Here is a 24761-nt window from a genome sequence, read left to right as displayed (position 1 = left end):
CGGTCAAAAACGGGGGGGCGTCTCAGCCGAGGCCGGTCAACAGACGTGACATGCGCGCGGCCGCGCTATGCGCCTGATAGTCGTCGGCCACGCGCCGGCGCCCGGCCTCGCCTAACCGAATCCACGCCCTGCGGTCATCAATCAGCGCGCCGAGCGCGCGCTTGAGGTCGTCCCAGTCCGACGCGGTGAACAACCGGCCCGTGACATCGTCCTCGACCAGTTCGGGAATACCCGCAACGCGGCTCGCTACGACGGGAAGTTGCAGCGCGAGCGCTTCGATGAGAACGACCGGAAGACCTTCCATCAGGCTCGGCAGGACGAAGATGTCGGCTTCGGCCATGCGCGCGAGCGTCGAGCGTTCGGGAAGCGGTCCGGTAAATTCGATTTTCTCAGCGAGCCCGAGTGTCGCGGCCTGTTCCCGGACAGCATCTGCCGCCGGCCCGCCGCCCACAATGGTCAGCGAAAAATCGCGGCCCTCGACAACCAGCGCCGCAAGCGCTGATAGAAGGCCCGCATAACCCTTCTCGGGCGACAGCCGTCCCACCGACACAAGGCGCGGCGGTGTCGACGCGCGCACCGAACGAGCTTTTTGTGCCTTGGGAAGTGCCGCCAGATCGATGCCGCAGCGGATGATGTGCATCTTGGTCCACTGAGCCGGTTCCACGAGCCGCATCGCCTGGGCCTGCATGAAATAGGACGCGCAGGCGACGAAGCGCGCCCGCTCGATCTTGCCGGCGAGCAGCGCGCCTGCCGGTGGGTCGGTCTCAGAAATGCCGTGCAGCGTCAGGCTCCACGGCACGTTCGCGCAATGCGCGGCCAGCATGCCCACGGTGGCGCCGCTGTTGGCGAAATGATTATGAAGATGACCGACACGCTCTGCGCGCAGCCGGCGCGCAAGCAGCAGCGCTTCGACGAAGTGAAATTGCGACCAAAGCAGCGCGCGTAGGCCCCCGACGCGGTGGCGGAGCGCCAGCCGCCAGGTCGACACAAAGCGTCCAGGTCTGGTGGCGAGAATAACGCAAATTGCCGCGAAATAGGCCAAAAGCGGGCGCCCGAGCAGACTCTCGGCTTCGCCTTCGCGCGCGACCGGCTGCACACTGAACGCTGCGATTTCAACCCCGCGCAGGCGCAGGGCAGCCACTTCGCGGCGCACGAATGTGTGCGATGGGGCGCTATAGTCGCTAACGAGATAGGCGATCTTCATTTGTAGTAGATCGCTCCTTGCCGGCGCCTCGCCGCGCGCGCCGCGCTATAACGCAGCGCTCCCCAGGTCTCGGCGAATTTTCCGGCGAGCAGATGCACGGCTTGCATGCCGCCGTCTCGCCGTGCGAGCCGAACAAATTGGGCCGCCCACAACAATGGTGCAGCAAGCAGACCAATCAGTCCGAGGCGTGGCGCCAAAAGCAATGCCAATCCGATCGGTCCCATGCTCCAGCCGATCGCGCGCGCAAGCTCGCGCCCGTAGAGCGGCGCACCGAGTCGCCGCGTTTTCGACCAGACTTGCGCATAGCCATAGCCGCTGCGCACCGCGCGCATCCACCATTGGCGGAAATGGTGCATGTCGGCGTCGTGTATCGTCATCGGCGCATCAAGCCGCCAGACCCGCCAGCCGCGCGTGCGAAGCCGCGCACAAAATTCGGGTTCCTCGCCGGCAATGACAGCGCCATCATAGCCGCCTGCCGAAGCAAAAGCGCTGAGACGAACCATGGCGTCGCCTCCGCACGCCGCGGCTTCCCCCGGCGGCGTGTTCCATTCGGCGTCGCACAACCTGTTGTAGAAGCTCGCCTCGGGATAGCGCTCGCGCCGGCGACCGCAAACCGCGGCGAATTCAGGCTCGATTTCGAGAAAGCGGGTCGCCTCGGCGATCCAGCCGGGCTCGAACTCACAATCGCCGTCCACGAACTGGACAAAGGCCAGCTCGGGATGCCGCGCGGTAAGTCGGGCTGCACCCTCGTTGCGCGCGCGCGCGGCCGAGAAGGGGAGGCGCATATCAAGTTCGACGACCTCGGCACCGACCGAGCGAGCAAAGGCGACACTTTCGTCGATCGATGCGCTGTCGACATATACCATGGGAATGCCGGGCGGGATCGAGCGAAGGCAGCGCTGCAGCCGTTCGCCTTCGTTGCGGCCAATCGCCACCACTCCCATGCGGCTCTGCTGCCCGTCAGCCATGCATCCTCTGCCCTTCGATCAGCCAATCGCCGATGCTGCCCGTCAATCCTGCCAGATAGCTCGCCTCCCGGAACAGGAAGATCAAGGCAATGAATAGCAGCGTCAGCCCAATATCCTGCCGCACGAAATTGATCCCTGCAGCTCGCTTCCGCCAGACGAGGATGCAATAGCGTACGGCTTCCGCCGCAACGAAAGCGAGCATCGCGGCATTGAGGCCATAGCGTGGGAGAAGGACGGGCAGGGCGATCGCCACAACGGCAAGCTTGGCTCCATTGCCGAACGCCACGCCCGATGGCTTTCCAAGTCCCATCATGATGGCATCCGACATGGCAGCAAGAATCGCAAACCAGCTGCCAGCGAGCAGAACGGTGAGCAGAATGCCGGCATCGTGATAGCGCGCGTCGTAGACGAGGTAGATGAAGCGATCGGCAAGTGCGATAGCGAGCGCGAGCCCGACCGCGACGAAGCCAAGCAGCGCAAGGCGCATCGGTCCGATTGCCTCGCGCAGATCATGCCCGCGCAGGTTGGTGGCCGAAATCTTCGGGAACACAAGGAAGCTGCCGACGCGCTGGAAAAGTTCCGCGGCCGCGTCGGCGAATGTCCGCGCGATACCGTAAATCCCGAGCAGCGCGAGCGGTATCGCGCTTGGCAGATAGAGACGATCGAAATTCATGGCGAGGTAGTAGATCAACGAGGACAGGAAGACCCACTTGCCGAAATGAACAATGTCGCGCAGCGCCGTCCGTTCCCAGCGGAGGCGATGCATGCGCCAGTCGACCAGGAAGAAGCTCGCGAGCGCAGGTACCGCCACGCTGATCAGCAATGCGATTAAAAGCGCCCAGATCGTCGGCATGAAATAGGCGAGAACGATTTGGATCGCCGAACCGAAGACCGCCATCGCAAGGTCGAAGGATGCCAGTTTGCGGACCTCAAGTCGCTTTTGAAGGAGAAAGCGCGATGGCGAAGTGAGGCCGGTGAGCAGAAAGATTGGCGCAGCGGCAGGCAGAAGGTAGAGAAGTTCAGGCTTGCCATAGGCATGGGCGATGGGCGCGGTGAGGGCGAGGGCGGCCGCGAAGAGCAGGAGGCCGCGTACGATCTGAACCGTCCAGGCGGTATTGAAAAAATCGGACTCCTCGCCGCGCCGGTTGTTGACAATGCTCTGTCCGACGCCGACGTCCGTAAGCAGTTCCCCGCCGGTGCGTAGTGCGTTGATGAGCAGCATCGTGCCGAGAAGCTCCGGCGCGAGAAGCCAGGCTAACAGAATGCTTGAAGCCAGCCGCAGGACCTGTTGAATCGCGTAGGTTGCCGCAATCCAGCTGACCGAACCTAAATGGCGGGTCCATCCCGCCATCTGATGCAACCAGCGCCGCGAGGCCGGTGGTATGGCGGTGCCGATATCGGTGGGGCTACTCTCCATCGCGCGGCCTATTGCAGACCCGGACGCAACGCGCCCGAACTGCGGCGTCGGCGGCTTCCGACAACCATCGGTGCAGCCGCAGACCGTAAATCGATAGAGACATTTTGTTTTGTAGTAGTTGAGGGGCAGCAGGGCGTTCGGGCTAGCGGATGCAACACGCTATGATTCCGCCGTAGGTAACCCCAAAACTGTTCGAAATCCGATGCCGCAGCGAGGCGCATACACCAGATCAAGTCTTGCAAAGATGCCAGAATACCTAGGATGCCGCGATTGCGCGCCGCGGAGTCGCTCACAAGCGACGGCGAGAATGCGCGCCTCACCTAACTAGCTCCGACCGTTCAAAAACCCACTCAGTACGCATTTTTATGTATTACCACGCGTACGGTCTTCAAAAGGATCAAGATATCGCTCCATAAGGACCAATCGGACAGATACTCAAGGTCGCAGCGCACGCGCAGATCCAGATCCTCGGCTTTTTCGGTAGCCCCGCGATAACCGCGAATTTGGGCAAGACCGGTAATGCCTGGCTTGAGCGCGTGGCGTAGCCAATATTTCTGTGAAGCATGCCAGAATAATTCATTGCCCGCCGTCGAGCCAAGCGCGTGCGGACGCGGTCCCACCATACTCATTTCGCCTTTGAGGACATTGAATATCTGCGGGAGCTCGTCGATGCTCGTGCGGCGGATGAAGCGACCGACCCGCGTTACGCGATCGTCAGCGCGCGAGGCGGACTTGTCGCCCATCGCGTCGCTCGCTTCGACTCGCATCGACCTGAATTTGTAAATGCTGAACTGGCGGTTGCCCTGGCCCACGCGCAATTGCCGGAAGAACACCGGTCCCGGCGTGTCTAGCTTTATCGCCAAGGCGACAAGCAGGAGCAGAGGGCCGAGCAGAATCAGCGCTGCACTAGCCGTGACGAGGTCGAGCGCGCGCTTCTGGATACGATTCATAAGATTGAGCGGCCCCCGCGACAGAACGATCGTGTCGCGCCGGTCGTAGCGGCCAAGCGCGACCGCTCCATGCAGGAGGTCCCGGTCGAGCATAATCTCGCCGCCAACATCGTGCCCTTTGAGAAATGTCGACCATTCGGCGCGATGGTCATATTGCGAGGCAACCACCACGCGGTCAAAAGGCGCAATCAGCCGGGAGAGGGCATCGATCATGTCCGGGCGATCAAGATCGGGCCATAGGCCCTGGGCGCCGACATCCACAACCACGGCGGACCCTTCGGGAACGGCATCGAGGCCGTCCAGCAACAGGATCGTGGCGACCACGACGTCGCCCATCACGAGCTTCACGACGCGATCGAGAATGATTTTCGACACTATCAGAAATATCGCCGTCGTGCCGAAGGTAATCGCAAAGCCGATGCGCGAGATTTCGTCGACCTTGAAAAGAAAGCTGATGCCGACGATCACGAACGCCGTCGCCCCAAGCGCGCCAAGCGCGCGTTTGGTACCGAGTAACCGGTTCTGCAAGGTTTCGGCGTCCTGAGTTTCGCGCGCAATCTCGAACATCAGGAACAGCGGAAGGGCTATGAAGAGAATAGAATGACCGCCGGCGCTGAGCCATTGCGCGTCGCGGGTTTGCAGCGCGCAAGCATAGCCGAGCACCAGCGCCAGAAGGTCGAGGGCCAGCGAGAAGATATAGAGAAAGGTCCGCTTGTCGCGCGCCGGCGCAAAGAGGCCGCCCTCGCTCGACGGGTTCGGCGGTGTCGCGAGCGACAGGTCATGATCAGGCCTGCTGTAGATTTTCCCGCCCTTCACCACTTGGCACCCGGCCCTTCAAGCCCGATCCGAGTTGACCTATCGGCATCACCGCCAGCAAAGCAAATAGCAGAATGGCGGAGAAATCGACAGCGTTTACAGTGCAATTCCGGGACTCGCGGCACGCCGTCCCGAATGGGGAAAGGCCTCTTGGCAAAGCTTAACGGGACTGCTGGAAAGGGTTCGGTACCTTGAGCACGGTAAAGATGTAGATGATCACGCCGACCAGCAGAATTGCGGCAAATAGCGGATAACCTTCGTTGCCAATATAATTGACGATGGCACAGCCGACCGCGGGCGGCGCATATTGCCAAAGCTTGTCGCGCGGCGTTTCCTCGGCCGATCGCTGCAGCAGCAAGGTCACTAGCCCTGAAAAGGCAATGACAGTGATCCAGTCCCAAATCGTTTCCACAAGTCCCTCCCGAACCCTCGCCGGCTCCAGCCCACAGATTTCCGCGGTTGCTCTAGCCTCTTATTCCGGGCCACAGCATAGCAGTGAATACATAACTGCGGTAGCTGCCTTGTGGGGCGCTCTAAATGACAAATGCTTATATTGTATTGTAATGGTGCAGCGCTTGCGCGAGGCTACCCCTCGCCGGTTCGTTTGCCAGCATTCGGCTCCAGCTGCATTTCGCGGCACAGATGTCGAGCGCGTTTGCGGCCCCGCAAAAGGCTTGGCGCGTTGAAGGGAAGAGCAAAGGCGTGGAAGCAGAAAGCAGCCAAACCGGCACTTGGCGGTACGAACGTGTCGCTATCGGTGGCGGCGGTTATGTGACCGGAATGCGTATAGCCGGAAAAGGCACCGATAGAACGCGGGTTTGCCGCACCGATACCGCCGGAGGTTTCATTTGGCTTACCGCCGAGAATCGCTGGCAACCGCTACTTCAAGCGGGGATCAACATCGATCCCGAACTGATGCGCTATCAATATCCGCGGGGGGCAGGCTGTTACGACGCCGCAGTTGCGCCGAGCCGCACCGAATGTATTTATCTATGCCAGAGCGGCTTCGTCTATGTGAGCCTGGACCGGGGCAAATCATGGCGGCGGACCACGCTGCCCTATTACGACGGCTATGGCGCCAACAGTGGCTCAAGAGCGACCAACGAGCGACTCGCCGTTGATCCGGTCAACCATCTAATTGTAGGGATTGGGAATCCCGATACGGGCGCTCGTGGTGGGCTGCATATCAGCTTTGACGGCGGAGACAGCTGGGCAGCGCATCCCCAAATTCCCGCGCCGAGTGCCCCCGATCGCGGGATGGCGATCGCCTTTGACCCCGACAGCGGTCGTACCGGCGAACGAACCCGGCTGGTCTATGTATGGTCTTATGGCCACGGCATCTTTCGGTCGGTTTCCGGCATTCAAGGCCATTTCGATCTTATTGAAGGGAGCCCTTCCGATATCGGTCATATGGTGGCGCGCGACGGTAATTTATGGACCGGCGGAACCTCCCGCGGTGACGGCGCGCCGCTGCGCCGCTGGACCGAGCGGGTGGGCTGGATTGCAGTCCCCGGCGTCCCTGACGCAAAGCACATCGCAATATCCCCCGATGGCAAGCGGATTGTGTCGATGATAGCTTCAAGCGCTTATCGACTTTCGCTGGACGGAGGCGCCACCTTCGGTCCTCTCACGCCGCGGGTCCGGCGCAAGGCGGTCCATATCGGCTGGCACGAGACCACCAACGAGAATTACATGTCGAACGGCGCCTGCGTGTGGGATACGGAGGAGGACATTCTGTATATTGCGGAAGGCATTGGCTGCTGGAAATGTATCGGCCCGCCGCATGATGGTAGTGTCCCGGTCTATCTCGAAGACAGCGTCGGCATCGAAAATCTCGTGTCGATGCAGATCCTGGTGCCGCCGAAAAACAGCCGGATCCATTATGTCACGCAGGACCGCAACGTCGCGACCCGCGACTGGTGGCAGTTCCGACAGTATCCCGCCAACATTGGCGTCAGCAATGCGGTGCCGCTCGATCATGGCGGCGGCATTGATCACGCTGCGGGTAATGAGGATTATCTTGCCGTGGTTAGCAGCAAGAATGGCTGCTGCAATATTTCACGGGATGGCGGAAAGAGCTGGGCACCGGTTGCCACTGTTCCACGAAATGTCCGGGCCACCGCACCGCAGCCGGCTACCGAGGGCACCGGGTTCGGCGGCAACATCGCTGTTGGCCCCCCGGGAAATATGGTTTGGCTGCCTACCGGCAATAATAAGCCGAGTGTTACGTTCGACGATGGCGCGAGTTGGGCCTATTGCCTGTTCGACGGTGCAGAGCCCGAGAATAGCGGAATGCGCTGGCATAACCAATATTCCTATCAGCGCATCCAGCTTCTCGCCGATAAGGAACGTCCGGGTACTTTCTTTCTCTACCATGTTGGGAATGAACGACATGATGAGACGAGCCAACGTTTCCGGGGGATCTGGAAATCGGAGGATGGTGGGCGAAATTTCCGACGCATGCGCAAGGATCTGATTGGACCCATTTACGGAACAGACGCCTTCAACTGCAAATTGAAGATGACGCCAGGGCGTTCTCCCCATCTGTTCTTCTGCGTTGGCGACGTCGACGCAAATGATACGGATTCCGACATCGGCCTTTTCTTCAGTGCCGACGAGGGTTCGAGCTGGTCTCGGGTCGCTGGCGTTCGCGAGCCGCTCGACTTTGCGTTCGGCAAGGCGGCGCCCGGCAGCGATTATCCGACACTTTACGCCTGGGGCGGTTTGGCCGGCCTCCGGGGTCTCCACCGCTGCATCGAATTTGATCCGCGTCGTCCAGGCGCCGCAAAATGGCAAACGATCGGCCATTATCCGGGAGGGAGCATGGACAATGGAACTGTGCTCGCCGCCGATATGCAGGAGTTCGGACTGGTCTATCTCGGCTTGGGCGGATCGGGGATGTTTCGTGCTGTTAGCGAGGCAAGCCTGCGGCTTGGCTAGCCGTGGGTCAACCTCCATACGCAATGATCGAGCGCCAGCGAATTGTTCGAACTTGCGCATCCTGATGGGGATGAACTTACTGTCGTGGTCTTGAATGGTTATCGATCCCCGGCTTAGCTATAGGATCGGGGCCGTGACTGACACTCTGGACGACGGACTCAGTTTTTCTCTGGGATCGAGTCTATGGGGGGGCACCGGCTCAATCCTACCCTGCGCTTCTCCGACCCCTGTTGAGGCGTTCGATGGCAAGTTGAGGAAAGAATACCGCAACCCATACTGACTTTTGCCGTCGCAGAAGGCTTGCGAAAAGCTGGGGGATGTCAGCAGATCACTCAAACTTCTGGGCGCCAATCGCTGTAGGCATAAGCAGTGAGGGACATGTCGAGCAGAAGTCGTTAAAAATTGTCTCTAGCGAGTGGAGAAGGCTTTAGCTATCTTGTGAGCAATCATATCGACAGTACGGAGGGTAGGGGGTTGACAGCGATTGAGGGGTTTGACCAAACGCTGTTAATGGTAATCCCGACTGTTCTCGAGGAGGAGAACGGTACAATTCTTCTAGATCGCGACTTCTCCAACAACCTTGAAGCCTATCTGGCTGCGTTTGAGAAAGTTGTGGTAGCTTGCCCGTCCGCACGTAAAAAAGGGTCGTTTCCTAGCACTCGGATTTTAGAAGATTTATCTGGTCACGAGCGAGCGCGTATAATCGTCTTACCTGAGCCATATCGAGAAGATCGGTACGTTTTCTTTCGGAATAGAATATCGAAATTGCTCAGTCGAGAAATCGATATGGCGCGATATATTCTTATCTCTCCTCACGCGCCGTTTGATTGGTCGACTCTGGCTGCCAGCATTTGCATTCGCAAAGGCCGACATTACAACATGGAGGCAGACTGGAACGTACCGATAACTTCGCGGTATATTTGGAGTGAGATGCCATTCGGAATCAATAAATTTCGCAAGCGCTTGTGGATGGCGTATTATAATCCCAAGTACTGGAAAGCTCTTAAAAATAGTAGTTTGTCTCTTCTTCAAGGTGAAGATGTGATGGCGGACTATCGCCAGGTAGCGAAAAATCCACATTCGGTGCTTAACGTTCAAATCACTTCTGAGGATCGCATATCGGCAGTGGCACTAAAGGCTAAGGTAGAGCGGGTATGTCTGGGTCAGCCCTTGCAGCTGGTCTATGCGGGTCGCGCAATCGCAATGAAAGGCCCGTTGTATTGGCTAGAAACGCTGCGCTTACTCCGTGAAGCTGGCGTGCCATTTGAGGCGCGGTGGTTTGGAAGCGGGGAAATGCTTGCGCAGATGGAGCGCTTTGTTGGAGATAATAATCTAGAACAATTCTGCAAGCTAGAAGGAAACGCGACGCGTCCTTCAGTATTTAGGGCGATGCAGGAATCTGACATATTCTTATTTTGTCACATGGGCAAAGAATCGCCTCGATGTTTGGTTGAAGCCCTTGCGTCAGGAGCTCCGTTAGTCGGTTTTGGCTCGGATTATTCGAGAGGACTCACAAATGCTTCCGGCGGCGGAATCTTTGCAGAGCCAGGGGATTCATCGAGTTTGGCGCATGTAGTGGAGTCACTCCATCAAGATCGCTCGCGCTTGGCCGAGCTCATAGCGGCCGCAGCGGAAAGCGGCAAAGGCCTCGATCGGGATAAGGAGATCCAGCGGCGCATTGAATTGATGAAGCAATTCCTTTGACCGCAAATACTGGCAAAAGCACTACTTTGGCAGAAGTGTGATTTTTGGATTCCCTCGCGTAAAGATGCGTGATTCATAGGGAGCCAGCTTTTGTGGAGGTTGGCGATGAATGGGGATTGGCACCCCGATCGGCAGCAGATCACTCAGGTCGCGTAGCTGCGGCCACCAGGCCGCGCTCACGATCCAATCCGACGGTGGCGACCTCCGGCTTCATAAGACGACTCCTAGACGTGGACCTACAACGGCCGCATCATTGCACGGCCACGCGGGTGCAGGGTAAGCGCTGTTTCCGGGCCACCTTGCGTCGTGGGGTGATCGCGTTAGATGATGGGCTGTATGGATGACGATAGCCTTGCGAGCGCACTGGAGACCTACACTGGAGTGGCTCGGGAGCCTGTTTGTCGCCCGGAGTTGCTCGGTGCGATGGTCGGTCGGCGTCGGACCTGGACGCACGTGGGCTGAGAACAGCGCTTACGGTGCAGGCGCCGTCCACGCCATCACGTCACCGGGTAGTTGGCTGCACTTTCAAGGTTTGCAGCCTAAGTAGTCGCCGGTCAGTTTTGGCCTGTCGAATAGTGCCAGCTATAATTCCTAACGCGATAGCGAACACATACTGAGTGAAATAATCAACAAATATCCATTCCCATAAGCTATGTATGGCTGTAACAAATATTGCAACGCTCGCCCCTAGAACGATGTCCCCCCTGGGGTCTTTGCGAAATGAAAAGGCAAAGTGCAGTCCACGTGAAGTGCTCCAGAAAAACAGAAAAATTAAAGATATTAGGCCCGCCCATCCTGTTTCCGCTGCGGTTAGAAGGTATATATTATGAACGTGGGCAGCTCGGCTATTTTTATTCCATATTACTCCGGCGTTTTGCGAATATCCTTTGGAATTTGCAACGATAACGTACTGGTTGGCCCCGACTCCCATTGGGTGGTCGCGCCACATTGCCTTTGCGGCTCTTTCAAAGGCTTCGCGCTCCCCGTCAGGGCTAAGAGCTGCGGCGGTTCCTCTAGAGAAGCGCTCGCCGAAGCTTGTGACGGCTACAGGACCCACAACTGCTAGAAATAGAACTGCAAGTCCCACAATTTTCCATTTATGAGGGGTCATTTTGCGCGCGAGTGAAAGGGCAAGCAGTATGCCTAGGCCGAGCAAGACGAACGCTACGGCGCCACGAGATGCGCCGAGCGCGACGGCAATTAGAGACGCGACTACGCCGGCCATTAGCAGCTTACTGCGATCACCCGCGAGCAATAGTGCGAGGAGCGGAAGTGTTACGAAATGCAGCATCAACCCTAGAAGATTCTGATGCGACATTGTGCCCGGAGCTTGAACAATGCCCGACAAGCGCTGCTCAATTGTTACGAGGCCTTGGAAAACCGCGCCTGCAGCGAGGCCGAAGGCAATCCAACGCACGGCGCCTGGTCTGCCAGCGACCGAAGCTACCGCCGCGAAAACAAGCACGACGCGTAGGAGTTGGAATACGTAGAAGCTCGAGCTGACCCATTGATGCGATACGAAAACAGACATGAGGACGGCCGCGATATAGGAGCAGAGTGCGCCGAGTAGCGGTAGACGCCTGAAGGGCGCTTTCGCAGAGAGTAAAATAGCGATTGCTAGCGTGTCTAGGATGGAGACGATGAGCCCCCGCGCAAAGCCTGGCCATGTCGCCCAGTTGATGAATGCCACATCGAGGTTAGCGAAACTCATCGTAAAAGGGAGAATGCCGATTGCAAAATATGCCCATTTCCTTTGCGAGGGAAAAGCACGCACCCACCAGATCAGAACAGGCAGGGAAATTAGAATAAGGACTATTCCGAGTATTCGCATGTGCCGTTCAACTCGCGCTTGTTGACGGGAGGAAGCGCGCCGCAGCCGATAAGCGAATTCGGCTTTTGCAGTTATGCTCTTTGAACATTTTAAGAATCGCCAAAAATACGGTTTTGAGAGAGAATGACGTAGCTCCGCAGCGGCCCGGCTGGCAGATGGCAGGGCACGATTGCTCCCCTGCGCCGCAGCGGCTGTTTATAATCGGGTCTGCTGCAGATTTTTCTGCCTTCCACCAGTTGGCATAGGGTCGTCCAGGCCCGATGCATTTTGCTGCGGCAGCACCGCTCCCGGCACTGGCGAATAGCAGAATCTGGGAAAGATCGACAGTAATTTACGGCGCCAATCCGTGGCTTGCGGCAAGTCGCCTGGATTGGGGCAAAGCCTCAGGCAAATGCTAATGCGACCTCTTGGAGAAGTTTGTCTGGTGAAGTGCGGGATAGATGTCGATAATCACACTGACAATCAGAATCTGGGCGATCGCCTCGTGACTATTCGATACGCAGGACCGGTAAGCGAGTGACCCGTCACTTCATGGCTGGGTGGCTTGGCCTGCGTGCCAGGACTCCATCGCTGCATCGAATTTGGTCCGTGTCGTCCAAGCGCAATCTCGGTCTGGGTGGATCGGGGATGTTTCGTGCCGATAGCGCGTCGAGCCTGCGGGTTTGCTGAGGGGCGCAAATCCCACTCCCTCGCCAAAATCGTCGTTTCAAAGACGCATGGTAAAAAAAGAGGCGGCCTGTAAGGCCGCCTCTTCTGGTCCTTTGCTGGAACCTTGAGCGTCAGGCGAACTGAAGCGCGCCCGTTCCACGCCGACGACGCATGCCGAAGCCGATCGCGCCGAAACCGAGCAGCATCAACGCCCAGGTTGCCGGCTCGGGAACCGCATTGATGGTGAAATTGTCGGTCTCGAACGCATTGCCCGTCGAGCTGAGGCGCAGCGACTTCAGATTGCTGACATCATTGCCGGTGATGTCGAAGCGAACGACCGGGTTGAGGTTCGGATCGGTCTGATTGCCGTTGGCCGGGTTGAAAATATCGCTGCCGGTGAAGCTGGCGATGACATTGCCGTCCATGTCGAGGAATTCGACGAGGTTATAGGCATCGACCGAACCCCAGAGGAAGCTCACATTGAAAATATCAGCAATCGACGAGAGATCCAGAATGCCCGGCGAGCCGTCGCTCGGGCCGACCGTCCAGTAATTTCCGGTGCTGCCGAAGGGCTGCGCGCGGATACCGCTTGCCGAGCCGGTCGTCACAAGCCCGCCGCTGACCGGGGCAGGGGTTTCGAAATCATAGGTCGGCGCCGGGCCCGAATAGGGATCGGTGCCAGGCGTAACGGTGCTGAGCGTAACCGCAGCATTTGCCGCCGCCGGCATGGCCAAGACCGCAGCCGAAACTAGAAGCGCTTTGGAAAGAAATTTTCTCATCGTCGGTATCCTCCTTGGTGGTGGCAGGCCCGCGACTCGCCCTGCAATGTTAATTATTAGAAATTCTTAACCCGAATCGCTTGATATGCGAGTCTTTTTTGCGCGCAAAAGTCTGTCCCAGAATGGTGCAACCTGCTGATCTTGCCAGCAATGCGCGTGGGGACCGACCTAGAAAGCGCCCTTTGAGCGCTACGTCACAGCAACGAGGCCGCTCTTTTGCCACAGTGGCGCAATGTTACAAGAAATTAATCCATGTTATGCGAATACAGAAGGGGAGGGGCGTGCAAGTCGATCGAGCGCGCTTTGCCTTTCGTGTGCGCCTCACTATCGCTGGAAGGCCCAAATTCAGGATCAAGGCATGGTCACGCTGCTGATACGGCTAGCTCTTGCAAATATTCTGGCCGGGGCAGCTGTTGCACCGGCATTGGCCCAGGATATCAGCGGCCCGGCTCAGGCGGTTGATGGCGACAGTCTGTCGCTTTCGGGCATATCGGTGCGCCTCTATGGAATTGACGCGCCGGAATATGATCAAAAATGTACGCGCGGTGGGGAAGCCTGGGATTGCGGGAAAGCGGCTGCCGCGAAGCTTGGCGAACTCGTTGCCCGGGGATCGGTTCGCTGCCAGCAGCGCGATATCGATGATTATGGTCGCAACGTCGCAGTCTGCACTGTCAACGGCACCGACCTGGGTCGGGCGATGGTCGAAGCAGGCATGGCGCTCGCCTTCAGGCCGTATAGCGACGCTTATGTATTAGACGAAGCGCGGGCCCGTGAGGCGGCGAGAGGGATTTGGGCGGGAGAATTCGTCGCTCCCTCAGAATGGCGATCGGCGCACCGCGCACCTCAGGCGAAGTCGCTGCCGCCGCGTTCGTTGGCTGTTCCTCGGCAAACCCCTCGATCTTCGGTCTATTATCCCAATTGCCGGGCGGCCCGCGCCGCAGGAGCTGCGCCCATTTATCGTGGTCAGCCTGGTTACCGTCCGGAGATGGACGGCGACGGTGACGGTATTGCATGCGAGCCTTATCGGCCCCGCTGAACAGTGCGGAATTCGCACCGGACCCTGCGGTCGCAGTCATTTCCATGTGCTGAGCCCCTCATTTTTCTGGAGAGTGACCGTTTACGTCGATGCCGAGTGGGGAGCTCCACCCTTCCGGAGCCAACCCGGCGGCGGGCGATCTGACCTGGACCGGCGCGGCGCCCCGCGAAAGTGCGGGCGGCGCGATTATGTCCCCGCCTGCTGCGCAGTCTCCTCGCGGCCGCTTCGCTTCACATAATCACGCCGCCCGCACTCCTCCGCTGCGCTGCGGCCTTGCAGGTTCGCCGAGCGCCTCAAGCGCCGGTCCCTGGTCCGCCCATGCCGCAGGGATGGTCCCGCGGCACAGTGAAGGAGACGACCAATGGCAGCTATCGGCTTTGTGAACGGCACCATCGACAAGGGTTTCGCGGGCCAGCTCAAGACCCTCTCGATCCGCGCGGCGATCGAGATCCGCACCAACCGCAGCAAGAGCGGTGACGTTCAGCCCGACTACCGGGTCTATTCCGAAGGCGTCGAGATCGGTGCCGGCTGGATCCGCGTCGGCCAGCAGTCAGGCGAACGCTATGTGTCGCTGAGCCTCGCCGCGCCCGAGTTTGGGCCGCGCCGGCTTTATGCCAACCTCGGCCGCGCTGCCGGCCAGGAAAGCTATGACGCTTATGCGATCATCTGGAATGCGGTCGACTGAGACGGCAGCCGCCCCGCGCCGCAATCTGCGGCGCGGGGATTTGTCGTGCCGGGACAGTTCAATCCTCAGGCAGCGTCGCGAGCGCGCTCGAGATCGGCGAGCGTGAAGGACATGGGATTGCGAAGCCAGACGTCGACTTCGCCGACGCGCCAACCGCAGCAGCGTGTCGCGAGCTTGTGCTGCGGCGGAAAGGTGCCGGCTCGGATCTTCCGATAGAGGGTGGCGCGGCTGAGCCCGGTCAGGTTGAGGACTTCGGTGAGCCGCATGAGGCGGAGGGGGGACTGATATGCCATGTGATGCTTCTCCATGTTTCGGGGGATCATGTTCCGGCGTGAGAGCATTGAAGGCCATTGAGAGGGGCATCGTCAACACCGCAGAAAAGCGCCATTTATTGGATCGTAGTTTAGCGTAGTTTAGCGTAGGTGCGCTGGCGTAGGCTGGCGTACGCTGGCGTATCCTGGAGGGCTGCAGCGTGCTGTGGCGTAGGCGAACATATTTTTCTCAAATCGTCTCGCCCCCGGCGTCGCGGCCGGACATTGAGGCCGTCAATGAGGCCGTCGGCGACGGCCGCGCCTAAAATGACGCGCCGCGAGCGGCACCGATTCGGTTTGATTCGCACGGATGCAGTCGCCGCTTCGCGGCGGCGTCATTTGGTCCCGGCACGGGAGGGACGCAGGCGGGCGTCACTCGCCTCTAGCCCCGCCCGGTCGGGCCGCAACCCGCGCTGCGGGTCCTCCATTGCATTTCGGTCCTGCGGATGCAGCCCGCCCGATCATGCGGGTCTGCCGGCTCCTTCCTGCCGCCCCCCTGCGCCCCTTCCGGGCCGGGCCGCGGTTGGAAGGAGAAGGGATATGAAACATCAGAAGGTCGAACGGCAGAGCCTCTACGCCGAGGTCACGGAGCGCATCATCGCTGAGCTCGAAGAAGGGCAACTGCCTTGGGTGCAGCCTTGGGACAAGGCAGCGCGCGGATGCACCATGCCGCAGAATGCCGGGACGGCGCGGCGCTATTCGGGGATCAATGTGCTGATCCTCTGGGCCGAGGGGATTGCCACGGGCTATGGTTCGCAGCGCTGGCTCACCTATCGGCAGGCCGAAGCCGCGGGCGGCAATGTCGTGCGCGGTGAGAAGGGCACCATCGTTTGTTACGCCGATCGGTTTACGCCCAAGGCCGAAGCCGAGGCCGCACGAGGCGAGGATCGCGAGGCGCGGCAGGTGGCGTTCCTCAAGCGCTTCGTCGTGTTCAACGTCGACCAATGCGAGGGCCTGCCCGAGGATTACACCGCCCCCATGATCAGCCCCGACCCGGTGCTGGCGATCGCCGAGGCCGATGCGCTGATCTCTGCGAGCGGCGCGCGCTTCCAGATCGGCGGCGGCGAAGCCTTCTACAGCCCGAGCCATGACTTTGTGCAGGTGCCGCCGCAGACTGCCTTTCATGAGCCGATCAACTGGTATCGCACCGCGCTCCACGAGCTTGGCCATTGGACGGGGCACGCCAGCAGGTTGGACCGCGACCAGAAGGGCGGGTTCGGATCGGAGGCCTATGCCCGCGAAGAGCTGGTCGCCGAGATGGCGGCGGCGTTTACCTGCGCGTCGCTCGGTATCGCGCCCACGGTCCGCCATTCGGATTATATCGGCTCGTGGCTGTCGGTGCTGCGCAGTGACGAGAAGGCGATCTTCCGCGCGGCAAGCGCGGCCAGCAAGGCGAGCGACTATCTGCTGGCGTTCGCCGGAGACGAACAATGAGCGCGCGCCTATCCCGCGACGACCGGCTTCGCCTGTGGCGTGCCGAGCGTGCTGTCGATCGGATGGAGGAGATGGACCGCAAGGTCTTCCTCGCGATCCGCGTCGAGGAACTGAGCTATCCCGAAATCGCCGCCCGGTTCGGCATAACGGTTGCCGATGTCGAATGGCATTTTGCGGGCGCCCTTCGCGTCCTCATGATCGCGATGGACGAAAAGGATCCATGGTGGTGGCGATTCCGGCTCTAGGAAGGCGCGCGGGCGGGATGGCGCTTGCCATCCGGCCCGCGCGATTACAGGGTGATAATCATCATGCGTACCGACCTTGATCATCTTCCGGCCGCCAAGCAGCGCGAACTCGAGCGCGTGAAGGCGATCATCTTCGAGGAATTTGCCGACAGCATCGCGCTCGCGACGATGAGCTGGAAGAAGAAGGGGCGGATCGACAAGATCATCCTCTATGGCAGCTATGCCCGTGGGGGCTGGGTCGACGAACCGCACACCGCCAAGGGCTATCGATCCGACTTCGACCTGCTCATCATCGTCAGCGACAAGCGGCTCATCGACAAGGTCGATGTCTGGTCGAAGCTCGACGACCGGTTCGCCCGTGAGCTTTTGATCGACCAGACCCTCAAAACGCCAGTGAACTTCATCGTTCACACCCTGCAGGAGGTGAACGACGGGCTCGCGCACGGGCGCTATTTCTTCATGGACGTCGCGCGCGACGGGATCGCGCTCTACGAGAGCGACGACAAGCCACTCCACACGCCAAAGCCCAAGACGCCGCAGCAGGCGCTGGCCATGGCGCAGGAGTATTTTGACGAGTGGATGCCCACTGCGATGAGCTTCAAGCGTAATGCAGGATACGCGGTCAAAGACAGCGACTTCCGCTTAGCTGCCTTTCTTCTGCATCAGACAGCTGAGCGCCTCTACCACTGCGTCCTTCTGGTCTGCACTTTCTACTCCCCCCACGTTCACAACCTCGGGTTCCTGCGCACGCAGGCCGAGCGCATCGACATGCGCCTCGTCGATGCCTGGCCGCGCGAGTTGAAAGCCGACCGTTCGCGTTTCGAGAAGCTCAAGGAAGCCTATGTGAAGGCGCGCTACAGCAAGCATTACCGGATCACCGAAGAGGAACTGCATTGGCTTGGCGAACGCGTCGAAGAGCTGGGCCGCGCGGTTCATGCCGTTTGTTCAGAGCGCATCGCGCTGCTGGAGGCGCAAGCGAAGTAATCGCGCCGCCTCCCCGAAAGACTGTCCGATAAGCGCGCCGAGCTACACCGAGAAGCGCCGCGAACTGGCGAAGCAGTTTGGGCTCGGCGCCAAGGGTCGTGGCGGTGGCCGCAAGCCTGCGGCAGCGGCCCCGCCAAGGCAAAATAGCGGGCGGCAACAGCAATCTGAATCCTGTTACGCTTATGGCTAGACAGGATCGACTTGCCGCCGCTACCGGCGCGGCATGGGTATTACCGCAACGATCATGAACACGGCCACCGGCCAGCCAATCCAGAAGATGAGCTTCGGGCGCATGCTGAAACCCTGGGCGAGCTTCAACCTCGAGAGCGGTGAGTTGGTCACCGCGGAACGCATCGATGTCGGCAAACCGGCGCCTGGCAAATTTGCCGCACCCATCTATGTCTGGGTGACGGTGAAGCCGCGCGGCTAGGCCTCGATCGGGGCAGCCTCGAATGCGCGCTTCCCGCGCCGTCGCCAGAGCGTGAGCTGCCGCTCGCGCGCTTCGCTTCGCAGCGTCGCGGCGGCTTCGACAAGCAAGCCCAGAATGACCCCGCGATCGTCGCCTGTCAGCTCGATCAGATCGGCCTTGGCAACGAGTCCGCCGAGCTCGATCAGCTGCCGCGTGCGTTCGCGGCGCTTCACCTGCCACGTCCGCGTGTCATGCCGCGCCCGCTTCGCCTGCAGGCGATTGCGCGCCTGCATCGCTCGCCGATGCGCCGCCCGCGTTGCTGCAAGCGCCCTTGCGAGCGCGGGTGCCTCTGTCGCGAAAGAACGCCGCGCCGCTCTTGCGCCATCCCTCCTTCATGCTGACGTCGGCGCCGACTGCATCGAGGAGCGCGCCGGCAAGCTGCTCGATCGATAGCGCATCGGCACCAGTGGCGATCACCAGCTCGCCGAGCTGGCCTTGCTTCTTCGTCTTGAGCGCCTTCGCCTTGTCGGTCAGCGCCTGGAGTTCGGCGTCGTAATCACGCGGTTTGCGCATCGTCTGTCCTTCCATCTGTGAGGGTCGGACGAACCAGCTATGCCGAGTATCAAGGCCCCGCAAGGCGCTGAAATATCTTGCGACTTTGTGATCCCGAGCGCGATCAAATCGGGCAAGGGCGCGCTTATACGTCGTGCCGACGTGCTCGTTTGCTGTAAATGGTACGGCGCTATGGCGCTTTACCATTTCTCGGCAAAAGTCATTTCCCGCGCTGCCGGCAGCAGCGCGGTCGCCGCTGCCGCCTATCGGTCCGCCGACCGGCTGCACGATGAGCGCCTCGGCCGCGCCCACGACTTCTCGAACAAGGCCGGTGTCATCCACAGCGAAGTGATGCTGCCCGAAGGGGCGGACGAACGCTGGCTGGATCGCGAACAGCTCTGGAACGATGTCGAGGCGGTAGAGCTTCGTAAGGACGCGCAGCTCGCCCGCGAAATCGAGTTCGCAATCCCGCGCGAGATGACGAACGAACAGGGCATCGCGCTCGCCCGTGATTTTGTGCAATCCGAATTCGTCGAGCGCGGCATGATCGCCGATCTCAATGTCCATTGGGACGTCGGCGCCGATGGCCTGGCGAAACCGCACGCGCACGTCATGCTGACGATGCGCGAGATCCGCATCGGCGAGGATGGGTCGGCAGAGTTCGGCGCGAAGGTGCGCGACTGGAACCGCACCGAACTGCTGACCCATTGGCGCGAAGCCTGGGCCGCGCATGTGAACGAACGGCTGGCTTCGCTCGACATCGATGCGCGCGTCGATCATCGCACTTTGGAAGCCCAAGGCATCGACCTTGAGCCGCAGCACAAGATCGGCGCCGCGGCGTCGCGCATGGCGGGGCAGGGGCTTGAGGCCGATCGGCTCGCCGAGCATCTGGAGATTGCGCGCTCGAACGGCGATAAGATCCTTGCCGATCCAAGCATCGCTCTCGACGCGATCACGCACCGCCAGGCGACGTTCACGACCCGTGACCTCGCGATGTTCGTGCACCGGCACAGCGACGGAAAAGAGCAGTTCGATGCGGTGATGGCGGCGGTGAAGGCATCGCCCGAGCTGGTTGCGCTTGGCAAGGACGGGCGCGGCGAAGACCGGTTCACGTCCAAATCAATGATCGAGACCGAGCAGCGCCTCGAGCGCGCAACCGCCACGCTCGACGGGCGGCGTAATCATGCCGTTGCCGAGCGTCATCGCGAACTCGCCTTGTCGCGCGCGTCGAAGCGCGGTCTCGATCTCTCCACCGAACAGCGCGGCGCGCTCGAACATGTCACATCGGCACGCGGCGTCAGCAATGTCATCGGCTATGCCGGAACGGGAAAGAGCACGATGCTCGGTGTCGCTCGCGAGGTCTGGGAAGCTGCGGGCTATCAGGTGCAGGGCGCCGCGCTGTCGGGAATTGCGGCGGAGGGGCTAGAGCATGGCTCGGGGATCGGCTCACGCACGCTCGCCAGCCTTGAACATCAATGGGCCAATGATCGCGAACGGCTTACCGACAAACACATCCTCGTCATCGACGAGGCGGGTATGGTCGGCACGCGCCAGCTCGAGCGCGTCGTGTCGGAAGCGGAGCGACAGGGCGCGAAGGTCGTTCTCGTCGGCGATCCCGAGCAGTTGCAGGCGATCGAAGCGGGCGCGGCGTTCCGGGCGGCGGCCGAGCGTCACGGCGCTGTTGAGATCATGGACATCCGCCGCCAGCAGGAGGAGTGGCAGCGCGATGCGACGCGCGAGCTTGCCACCGGGCGGACCGGCGAGGCGATCGCGCGATATGCAGAGGCAGGCTTTGTGCGCGTCGCCGACACGCGCGAGGGCGCGCGAGCCGAACTCGTCGATGCGTGGGATCGGGATCGTCAGGCCTATCCCGATGCGAGCCGGATCATCCTCACCCACACCAATGACGAGGTTCGTGAGCTCAACGAGGCGGTGCGCGAGCGGCTGAAAGCGGGCGGGGCGCTCGGCAATGAGGTTGCGCTCGCTGTCGAGCGTGGCGAGCGAAGCTTCGCGGCAGGCGACCGCATTATGTTCCTCAAGAATGAACGTGACCTCGGCGTGAAGAACGGTTCGCTCGGTAGCGTCGACAGCGTCAGTCCTGCGCGTTGTCCGCCGTCAGCGCCAATGGCACAGATTTGAGGTTGTGATTTAAGGAGGATTTGGGCTTCGTCGTAGTGACGAAGGAACGAAGATGAAGCCCAAATCCTCCTTGAAAAAATCGGCGCCGAAGGCCCCAGCTGAGCGGGTGGTGAAGGACATACGGCGTGCGACGCGCCGGCACTTCTCTGCAGAGGACAAAATCAGGATCGTGCTGGAGGGGCTGCGCGGCGAAGACAGCATCGCCGAGCTGTGCCGCAAGGAAGGCATCGCCCAGAGCCTGTATTACACCTGGTCGAAGGAGTTTATGGAAGCGGGCAAGCGTCGTCTGGCCGGCGATACCGCCCGAGCTGCGACCACCGGCGAGGTGCACGATCTGCGCCGCGAAACCCGTGCCCTGAAGGAATGCGTGGCCGACCTGACGCTGGAAAACCGTCTGCTCAAAAAAAGCATGATCGCGGATGGGGGCGACGAAGAATGAGGTATCCCGCATCTGAGAAGCTCGAGATCATCAGGATCGTCGAGCAGTCGCATCTGCCCGCCAAGCGGACGCTGGACCAGCTCGGCATCCCCCGCCGGACCTTCTATCGATGGTATGACCGCTACCTCGAAGGCGGGCCGGAGGCGCTAGAGGATCGGCCATCGGCGCCGAGCCGGGTGTGGAATCGCATCGGCAACGATATCCAGCAGCAGATCGTCGAGATGGCGCTGGACGAGTCCGAGCTATCGCCCCGCGAGTTGGCTGTGCGCTTTACCGACGAGAAGCGCTACTTCGTGTCGGAATCGACGGTTTACCGGCTTCTGAAAGCCCATGACCTGATCACCAGCCCGGCCTTCATCGTGATCAAGGCGGCCGATGCGTTCCACACCAAGACGACGCGGCCGAACGAGATGTGGCAGACCGACTTCACCTACTTCAAAATCATCGGTTGGGGCTGGGTGTATCTGTCGACCGTGCTCGACGACTTCTCCCGCTATGTCATCGCCTGGAAGCTTTGCACCACCATGCGCGCCGGGGACGTCACCGACACGCTGGAACTGGCGCTTGAAGCCTCGGGCTGTTCGTCAGCCAGGGTCGTGCAAAAGCCCAGGCTGCTCAGCGATAATGGTCCGAGCTACATCGCCGAGGAGCTGGCCCAATGGATCGGTGCCAACGGTATGAGCCATGTCCGCGGCGCCCCGATGCATCCCCAGACCCAAGGCAAGATCGAGCGCTGGCACCAGACCCTCAAGAACCGGATCCTGCTGGAAAATTACTTCCTGCCCGGCGATCTGGAGACCCGGATCGAGGCCTTCATCGACCACTATAATCACCGCCGATATCACGAAAGCCTCGGCAATGTGACGCCCGCCGACACCTACTTCGGCAGGGCAGACGCCATCATCCAACAGCGCGAAAGGATCAAACGGAAGACCATCGAACACCGACGCTTGCAGCACCGCAAGCTCGCCGCTTAATATCAACCCCAGGACGAGGCCCGCGCTCCGCTAATCAACGCCGCGATCTGCGCCAAATGTTCTGACGACAGACACTGGGCGATCCGATAATCTTCGGCGCCCAGGCTGGGCTCGAGAATCCATGGGGCAGGGCCCGTATATTTGCCCCCCCGCAGATTGATGGGGGGAGACGTCTCGTCCAACGTAATCGACCCGGCCTGCCGGCGCTTTGCGATGAGGGCCCGACCCTGTGCGATCCCCGGCTGCTCCCAATGATCATATTCGCCGCCGAGCGCCTTGCCGAAATAGATGTACTGCTCGCCCTCGCCGACCTGAAACAGGAAGGGGTGCCGATCCTGGCCGCGACAGCCGAAGCCTGCCATCGGAACGGAACCCGGCCAGACCTCTGCCGTCAAATAGGCTTTCTTCCTTATCGGTACAGGGGAAGCCGATCCTATCTGGATCCTGTCGCACTCGTCCGGATAGTTGTCGAAAATGATGTGTAACGTCGATGGGCCGACCGGCGCGCCCGCGGGTGCGGGCGCCGCCAATCCCCCAATCCCCAGCGCCATTGAAGCCAGCAATATTAGGTATTTGATAGCTCGATGCATTTTGCGCCCCCGCTCCTGGAGCGGTCGATAAAGTCTGCCCTGGGCGAATCAACCCAATATAGTTTTGCGCATTGCTCCTCACGACGAGCGACACTCGACCAGTTCGATGCCGCAATTGTCGGCGTCCGTATAATCGCAGCGGCACCGATGATGCCGAGCGACCCCAGCATATCGGCCAATACCTTGAGATATGCGCCTTTCAAACAGCCAGAGGTTCTTGCTCAGGCCCATATCGCGGTGCTGCATTTGCTGATGACGACCCGACACGTTGCGTGACGAAAGCCGCAGGAGCAAACGGTAAGCCTCTCCCCGGAAATCGATCCAACCCAAGTTAATCGACTGCAACCGCGACAGCATGTGTTTGTTTCAGCGGCATGCTTCCGCCAACCGACGACAGTTCCCATCCGCTCGCGCAACGCTTCCAGGCGTTCATTCGCGCCGCGGACTTCCCGTGCGTCGGCGCGAAGTCCGCGCTGGCGCGCGACCAGATGCGCTTTGTCGTCGGCCGCGACATGCGCTCGGCTTGGGACGATCTGCGCATCTATCCCAATCTCCTCGATCTTGCATGGAGCTACGCCCGCGAACCGAGCCTGTTCCACTCACTCGTCGTGATCTTCGAGGAGGATGGCGGGCTCGACGAGGCAGGGTTCGAAACCTCGCTCTGGAACCGGCTTGAATCGCTGAGCCGGAAGGATGATTGGGCCGGGCAGCCACCCGATCCGCGCGTGAACCACAATCCCGATGATCCACATTTCTCGTTGAGCTTTGGCGGCGAGGCCTTTTTCGTCGTTGGCCTTCATCCACGCGCGAGCCGTCCCGCGCGACGGTTCGAGCGCCCAGCGCTGGTATTCAATCTCCATGACCAGTTCGAGAAGCTGCGCGATGCAAACATCTACGAGACGATGCGAAGCAAGATCATCGCGCGCGACGTTGCGCTCGCCGGCAGCGTGAACCCGATGCTCGCGCGTCACGGCGATATGTCGGAGGCCCGGCAATATTCAGGGCGGGCCGTCGGACCCGATTGGCGTTGTCCTTTCTCGGGGCGCAGCGCGGCACGCTGAGCCTTCGGCACAGCCCATGTTGCGGGGCGGCGCGCGGCCAGGTCGAAGCAGTCGCCGCTCCCCGATGCGTGTTAGAGTCACACCGTGGAGCGAAAATATGTCGCCGGGTTGGCGTCCGCCGCATTGCTATGGTTCGCCCGTGATGCGTCCGCGATCTTCACGCCGCCGCTGCCGATAGCCCGCGCGATACAACCCTCGACGCGAAGCGCCGTGTCTTCGTCGATCCCGATTCCGAGACAATCGGGACGATGGCCGACTGTGGCGAACAGCCGCCCGATACGACCGCACTCGGCGAAATGCTGGTCGATGATGCTGGCGGGACCAGCCCGAGCCCCGGCACCGGTTCGTTGCCGCCGAGACGCGGCGTTTCGTCGCCGCCAGCTTCGCCATAGCTGCAGCGATGGTGGGCGAGGCCGAAAAGCAGCGATTTGAGAGGCGGGCAAGTAATCGCTCGAAAGCGGTCCAGCATTCCGAGATCGACGCGGATTCGGTTCATCGGACGCCGGCCGTAGAGGTTGCCCCCCGAATATACCGAGCGTTCAACAACGCACAGCGGAGCGGAGGTCAATGCGCTGGCCTTGGCCGTCGCAGCGATAACACTGCCGTGACAGCGGTCGCGGACCCGACGGTGGGAAGAGAGAT

Annotated in this window: 22 protein-coding genes and 1 pseudogene; 11 read left to right on the top strand and 12 right to left on the bottom strand. The window is 60.7% G+C overall.

Annotated elements, in window-relative coordinates; genetic code table 11:
• Positions 1–22: 22 nt before the first annotated feature.
• From MU856_RS07555 to MU856_RS07535, 5 genes are all read right to left on the bottom strand, one after another.
• Complete coding sequence (locus MU856_RS07555; RefSeq protein ID WP_263588731.1) at positions 23–1204, bottom strand: glycosyltransferase family 4 protein; 1182 nt, start codon at positions 1202–1204, stop codon at positions 23–25.
• The gene (locus tag MU856_RS07550) at positions 1201–2172 is read right to left on the bottom strand and encodes a glycosyltransferase (RefSeq protein WP_263588730.1); all 972 of its coding nucleotides are present in this window, start codon (positions 2170–2172) and stop codon (positions 1201–1203) included. Before MU856_RS07550 ends, MU856_RS07555 begins: the two co-directional genes overlap by 4 nt.
• Positions 2165–3523, bottom strand: coding sequence for an oligosaccharide flippase family protein (locus MU856_RS07545; protein ID WP_263588961.1), 1359 nt, complete (start codon positions 3521–3523; stop codon positions 2165–2167). The genes MU856_RS07550 and MU856_RS07545 overlap by 8 nt, the downstream gene beginning before the upstream one ends.
• A gap of 416 nt (positions 3524–3939) precedes the next feature.
• On the bottom strand, positions 3940–5202 hold the full coding sequence (locus MU856_RS07540) for an exopolysaccharide biosynthesis polyprenyl glycosylphosphotransferase (protein ID WP_238929680.1): 1263 nt from the start codon (positions 5200–5202) through the stop codon (positions 3940–3942).
• A 313-nt stretch (positions 5203–5515) separates the two neighbouring features.
• On the bottom strand, positions 5516–5767 hold the full coding sequence (locus MU856_RS07535) for an XrtV sorting system accessory protein (RefSeq protein WP_062902555.1): 252 nt from the start codon (positions 5765–5767) through the stop codon (positions 5516–5518).
• A gap of 230 nt (positions 5768–5997) precedes the next feature.
• Between MU856_RS07535 and MU856_RS07530 the strand changes: the two genes are divergently transcribed.
• Both MU856_RS07530 and MU856_RS07525 read left to right on the top strand, forming a co-directional pair.
• Positions 5998–8295 (top strand): hypothetical protein, encoded by a 2298-nt coding sequence (locus MU856_RS07530; protein WP_062902554.1) that lies wholly within the window; start codon positions 5998–6000, stop codon positions 8293–8295.
• 438 nt (positions 8296–8733) lie between these two features.
• Positions 8734–9999, top strand: coding sequence for a glycosyltransferase (locus MU856_RS07525; protein WP_082819975.1), 1266 nt, complete (start codon positions 8734–8736; stop codon positions 9997–9999).
• Positions 10000–10501: 502 nt separating this feature from the next.
• Here the strand turns inward: MU856_RS07525 and MU856_RS07520 are convergent.
• Together MU856_RS07520 and MU856_RS07515 are read right to left on the bottom strand one after the other, a co-directional pair.
• On the bottom strand, positions 10502–11830 hold the full coding sequence (locus MU856_RS07520) for an O-antigen ligase family protein (RefSeq protein WP_263588729.1): 1329 nt from the start codon (positions 11828–11830) through the stop codon (positions 10502–10504).
• 779 nt (positions 11831–12609) lie between these two features.
• The gene (locus MU856_RS07515; protein WP_082819973.1) at positions 12610–13257 is read right to left on the bottom strand and encodes a PEPxxWA-CTERM sorting domain-containing protein; all 648 of its coding nucleotides are present in this window, start codon (positions 13255–13257) and stop codon (positions 12610–12612) included.
• A 358-nt stretch (positions 13258–13615) separates the two neighbouring features.
• On the opposite strand from MU856_RS07515, the gene MU856_RS07510 reads away from it, so the two are divergent.
• Both MU856_RS07510 and MU856_RS07505 read left to right on the top strand, forming a co-directional pair.
• Positions 13616–14293, top strand: coding sequence for an excalibur calcium-binding domain-containing protein (locus MU856_RS07510; RefSeq protein WP_263588728.1), 678 nt, complete (start codon positions 13616–13618; stop codon positions 14291–14293).
• 361 nt (positions 14294–14654) lie between these two features.
• On the top strand, positions 14655–14978 hold the full coding sequence (locus MU856_RS07505) for a DUF736 domain-containing protein (protein ID WP_263588727.1): 324 nt from the start codon (positions 14655–14657) through the stop codon (positions 14976–14978).
• Positions 14979–15043: 65 nt separating this feature from the next.
• On the opposite strand, the gene MU856_RS07500 is transcribed toward MU856_RS07505, so the two are convergent.
• On the bottom strand, positions 15044–15271 hold the full coding sequence (locus MU856_RS07500) for a helix-turn-helix transcriptional regulator (protein WP_263588726.1): 228 nt from the start codon (positions 15269–15271) through the stop codon (positions 15044–15046).
• 558 nt (positions 15272–15829) lie between these two features.
• Here MU856_RS07500 and MU856_RS07495 point away from each other — a divergent pair.
• From MU856_RS07495 to MU856_RS07480, 4 genes are all read left to right on the top strand, one after another.
• The gene (locus tag MU856_RS07495) at positions 15830–16723 is read left to right on the top strand and encodes an ArdC family protein (protein WP_263588725.1); all 894 of its coding nucleotides are present in this window, start codon (positions 15830–15832) and stop codon (positions 16721–16723) included.
• Positions 16720–16968, top strand: a complete 249-nt coding sequence (locus MU856_RS07490; RefSeq protein ID WP_263588724.1) for a sigma factor-like helix-turn-helix DNA-binding protein — start codon at positions 16720–16722, stop codon at positions 16966–16968. The genes MU856_RS07495 and MU856_RS07490 overlap by 4 nt, the downstream gene beginning before the upstream one ends.
• A 63-nt stretch (positions 16969–17031) precedes the next feature.
• A complete protein-coding gene (locus MU856_RS07485; protein WP_263588723.1) occupies positions 17032–17952 on the top strand; it encodes a nucleotidyltransferase and HEPN domain-containing protein in 921 nt (306 codons plus the stop codon).
• A 223-nt stretch (positions 17953–18175) separates the two neighbouring features.
• Positions 18176–18382, top strand: coding sequence for a hypothetical protein (locus MU856_RS07480; protein ID WP_263588722.1), 207 nt, complete (start codon positions 18176–18178; stop codon positions 18380–18382).
• On the opposite strand, the gene MU856_RS07475 is transcribed toward MU856_RS07480, so the two are convergent.
• Together MU856_RS07475 and MU856_RS07470 are read right to left on the bottom strand one after the other, a co-directional pair.
• Positions 18379–18594: a conjugal transfer protein TraD gene (locus tag MU856_RS07475; protein ID WP_263588721.1), complete on the bottom strand. Its 216-nt coding sequence runs from the start codon at positions 18592–18594 to the stop codon at positions 18379–18381. The genes MU856_RS07480 and MU856_RS07475 overlap by 4 nt on opposite strands.
• A 16-nt stretch (positions 18595–18610) precedes the next feature.
• Positions 18611–18934 (bottom strand): conjugal transfer protein TraD, encoded by a 324-nt coding sequence (locus MU856_RS07470; protein WP_263588720.1) that lies wholly within the window; start codon positions 18932–18934, stop codon positions 18611–18613.
• Positions 18935–19105: 171 nt separating this feature from the next.
• Between MU856_RS07470 and traA the strand changes: the two are divergent.
• Together traA and MU856_RS07460 are read left to right on the top strand one after the other, a co-directional pair.
• A pseudogene (traA, locus tag MU856_RS07465) lies at positions 19106–21016 on the top strand (Ti-type conjugative transfer relaxase TraA); the annotation flags it as partial.
• Positions 21017–21104: 88 nt separating this feature from the next.
• Positions 21105–22468 (top strand): IS3 family transposase gene (locus MU856_RS07460; protein WP_409372266.1). Its coding sequence is split into 2 segments (ribosomal slippage): positions 21105–21452 and positions 21455–22468, totalling 1362 coding nucleotides; the frame shifts between segments, so codons are not numbered across the junction.
• A 2-nt stretch (positions 22469–22470) separates the two neighbouring features.
• Here MU856_RS07460 and MU856_RS07455 read toward each other — a convergent pair.
• The gene (locus MU856_RS07455; RefSeq protein WP_263588719.1) at positions 22471–23019 is read right to left on the bottom strand and encodes a hypothetical protein; all 549 of its coding nucleotides are present in this window, start codon (positions 23017–23019) and stop codon (positions 22471–22473) included.
• Between the two features lie 413 nt (positions 23020–23432).
• On the opposite strand from MU856_RS07455, the gene gntA reads away from it, so the two are divergent.
• Positions 23433–24119, top strand: coding sequence for a guanitoxin biosynthesis heme-dependent pre-guanitoxin N-hydroxylase GntA (gene gntA / locus MU856_RS07450; RefSeq protein WP_263588718.1), 687 nt, complete (start codon positions 23433–23435; stop codon positions 24117–24119).
• Positions 24120–24276: 157 nt separating this feature from the next.
• On the opposite strand, the gene MU856_RS07445 is transcribed toward gntA, so the two are convergent.
• The gene (locus MU856_RS07445; protein ID WP_263588717.1) at positions 24277–24615 is read right to left on the bottom strand and encodes a hypothetical protein; all 339 of its coding nucleotides are present in this window, start codon (positions 24613–24615) and stop codon (positions 24277–24279) included.
• Positions 24616–24761: the final 146 nt, after the last annotated feature.

It is taken from the genome of Sphingopyxis sp. GC21 (assembly GCF_025727575.1).
Lineage (GTDB): Bacteria > Pseudomonadota > Alphaproteobacteria > Sphingomonadales > Sphingomonadaceae > Sphingopyxis > Sphingopyxis terrae_A.
Note: the sequence above shows the minus strand (reverse complement) of the source record. Positions and strands in the feature narration are given on the sequence as shown.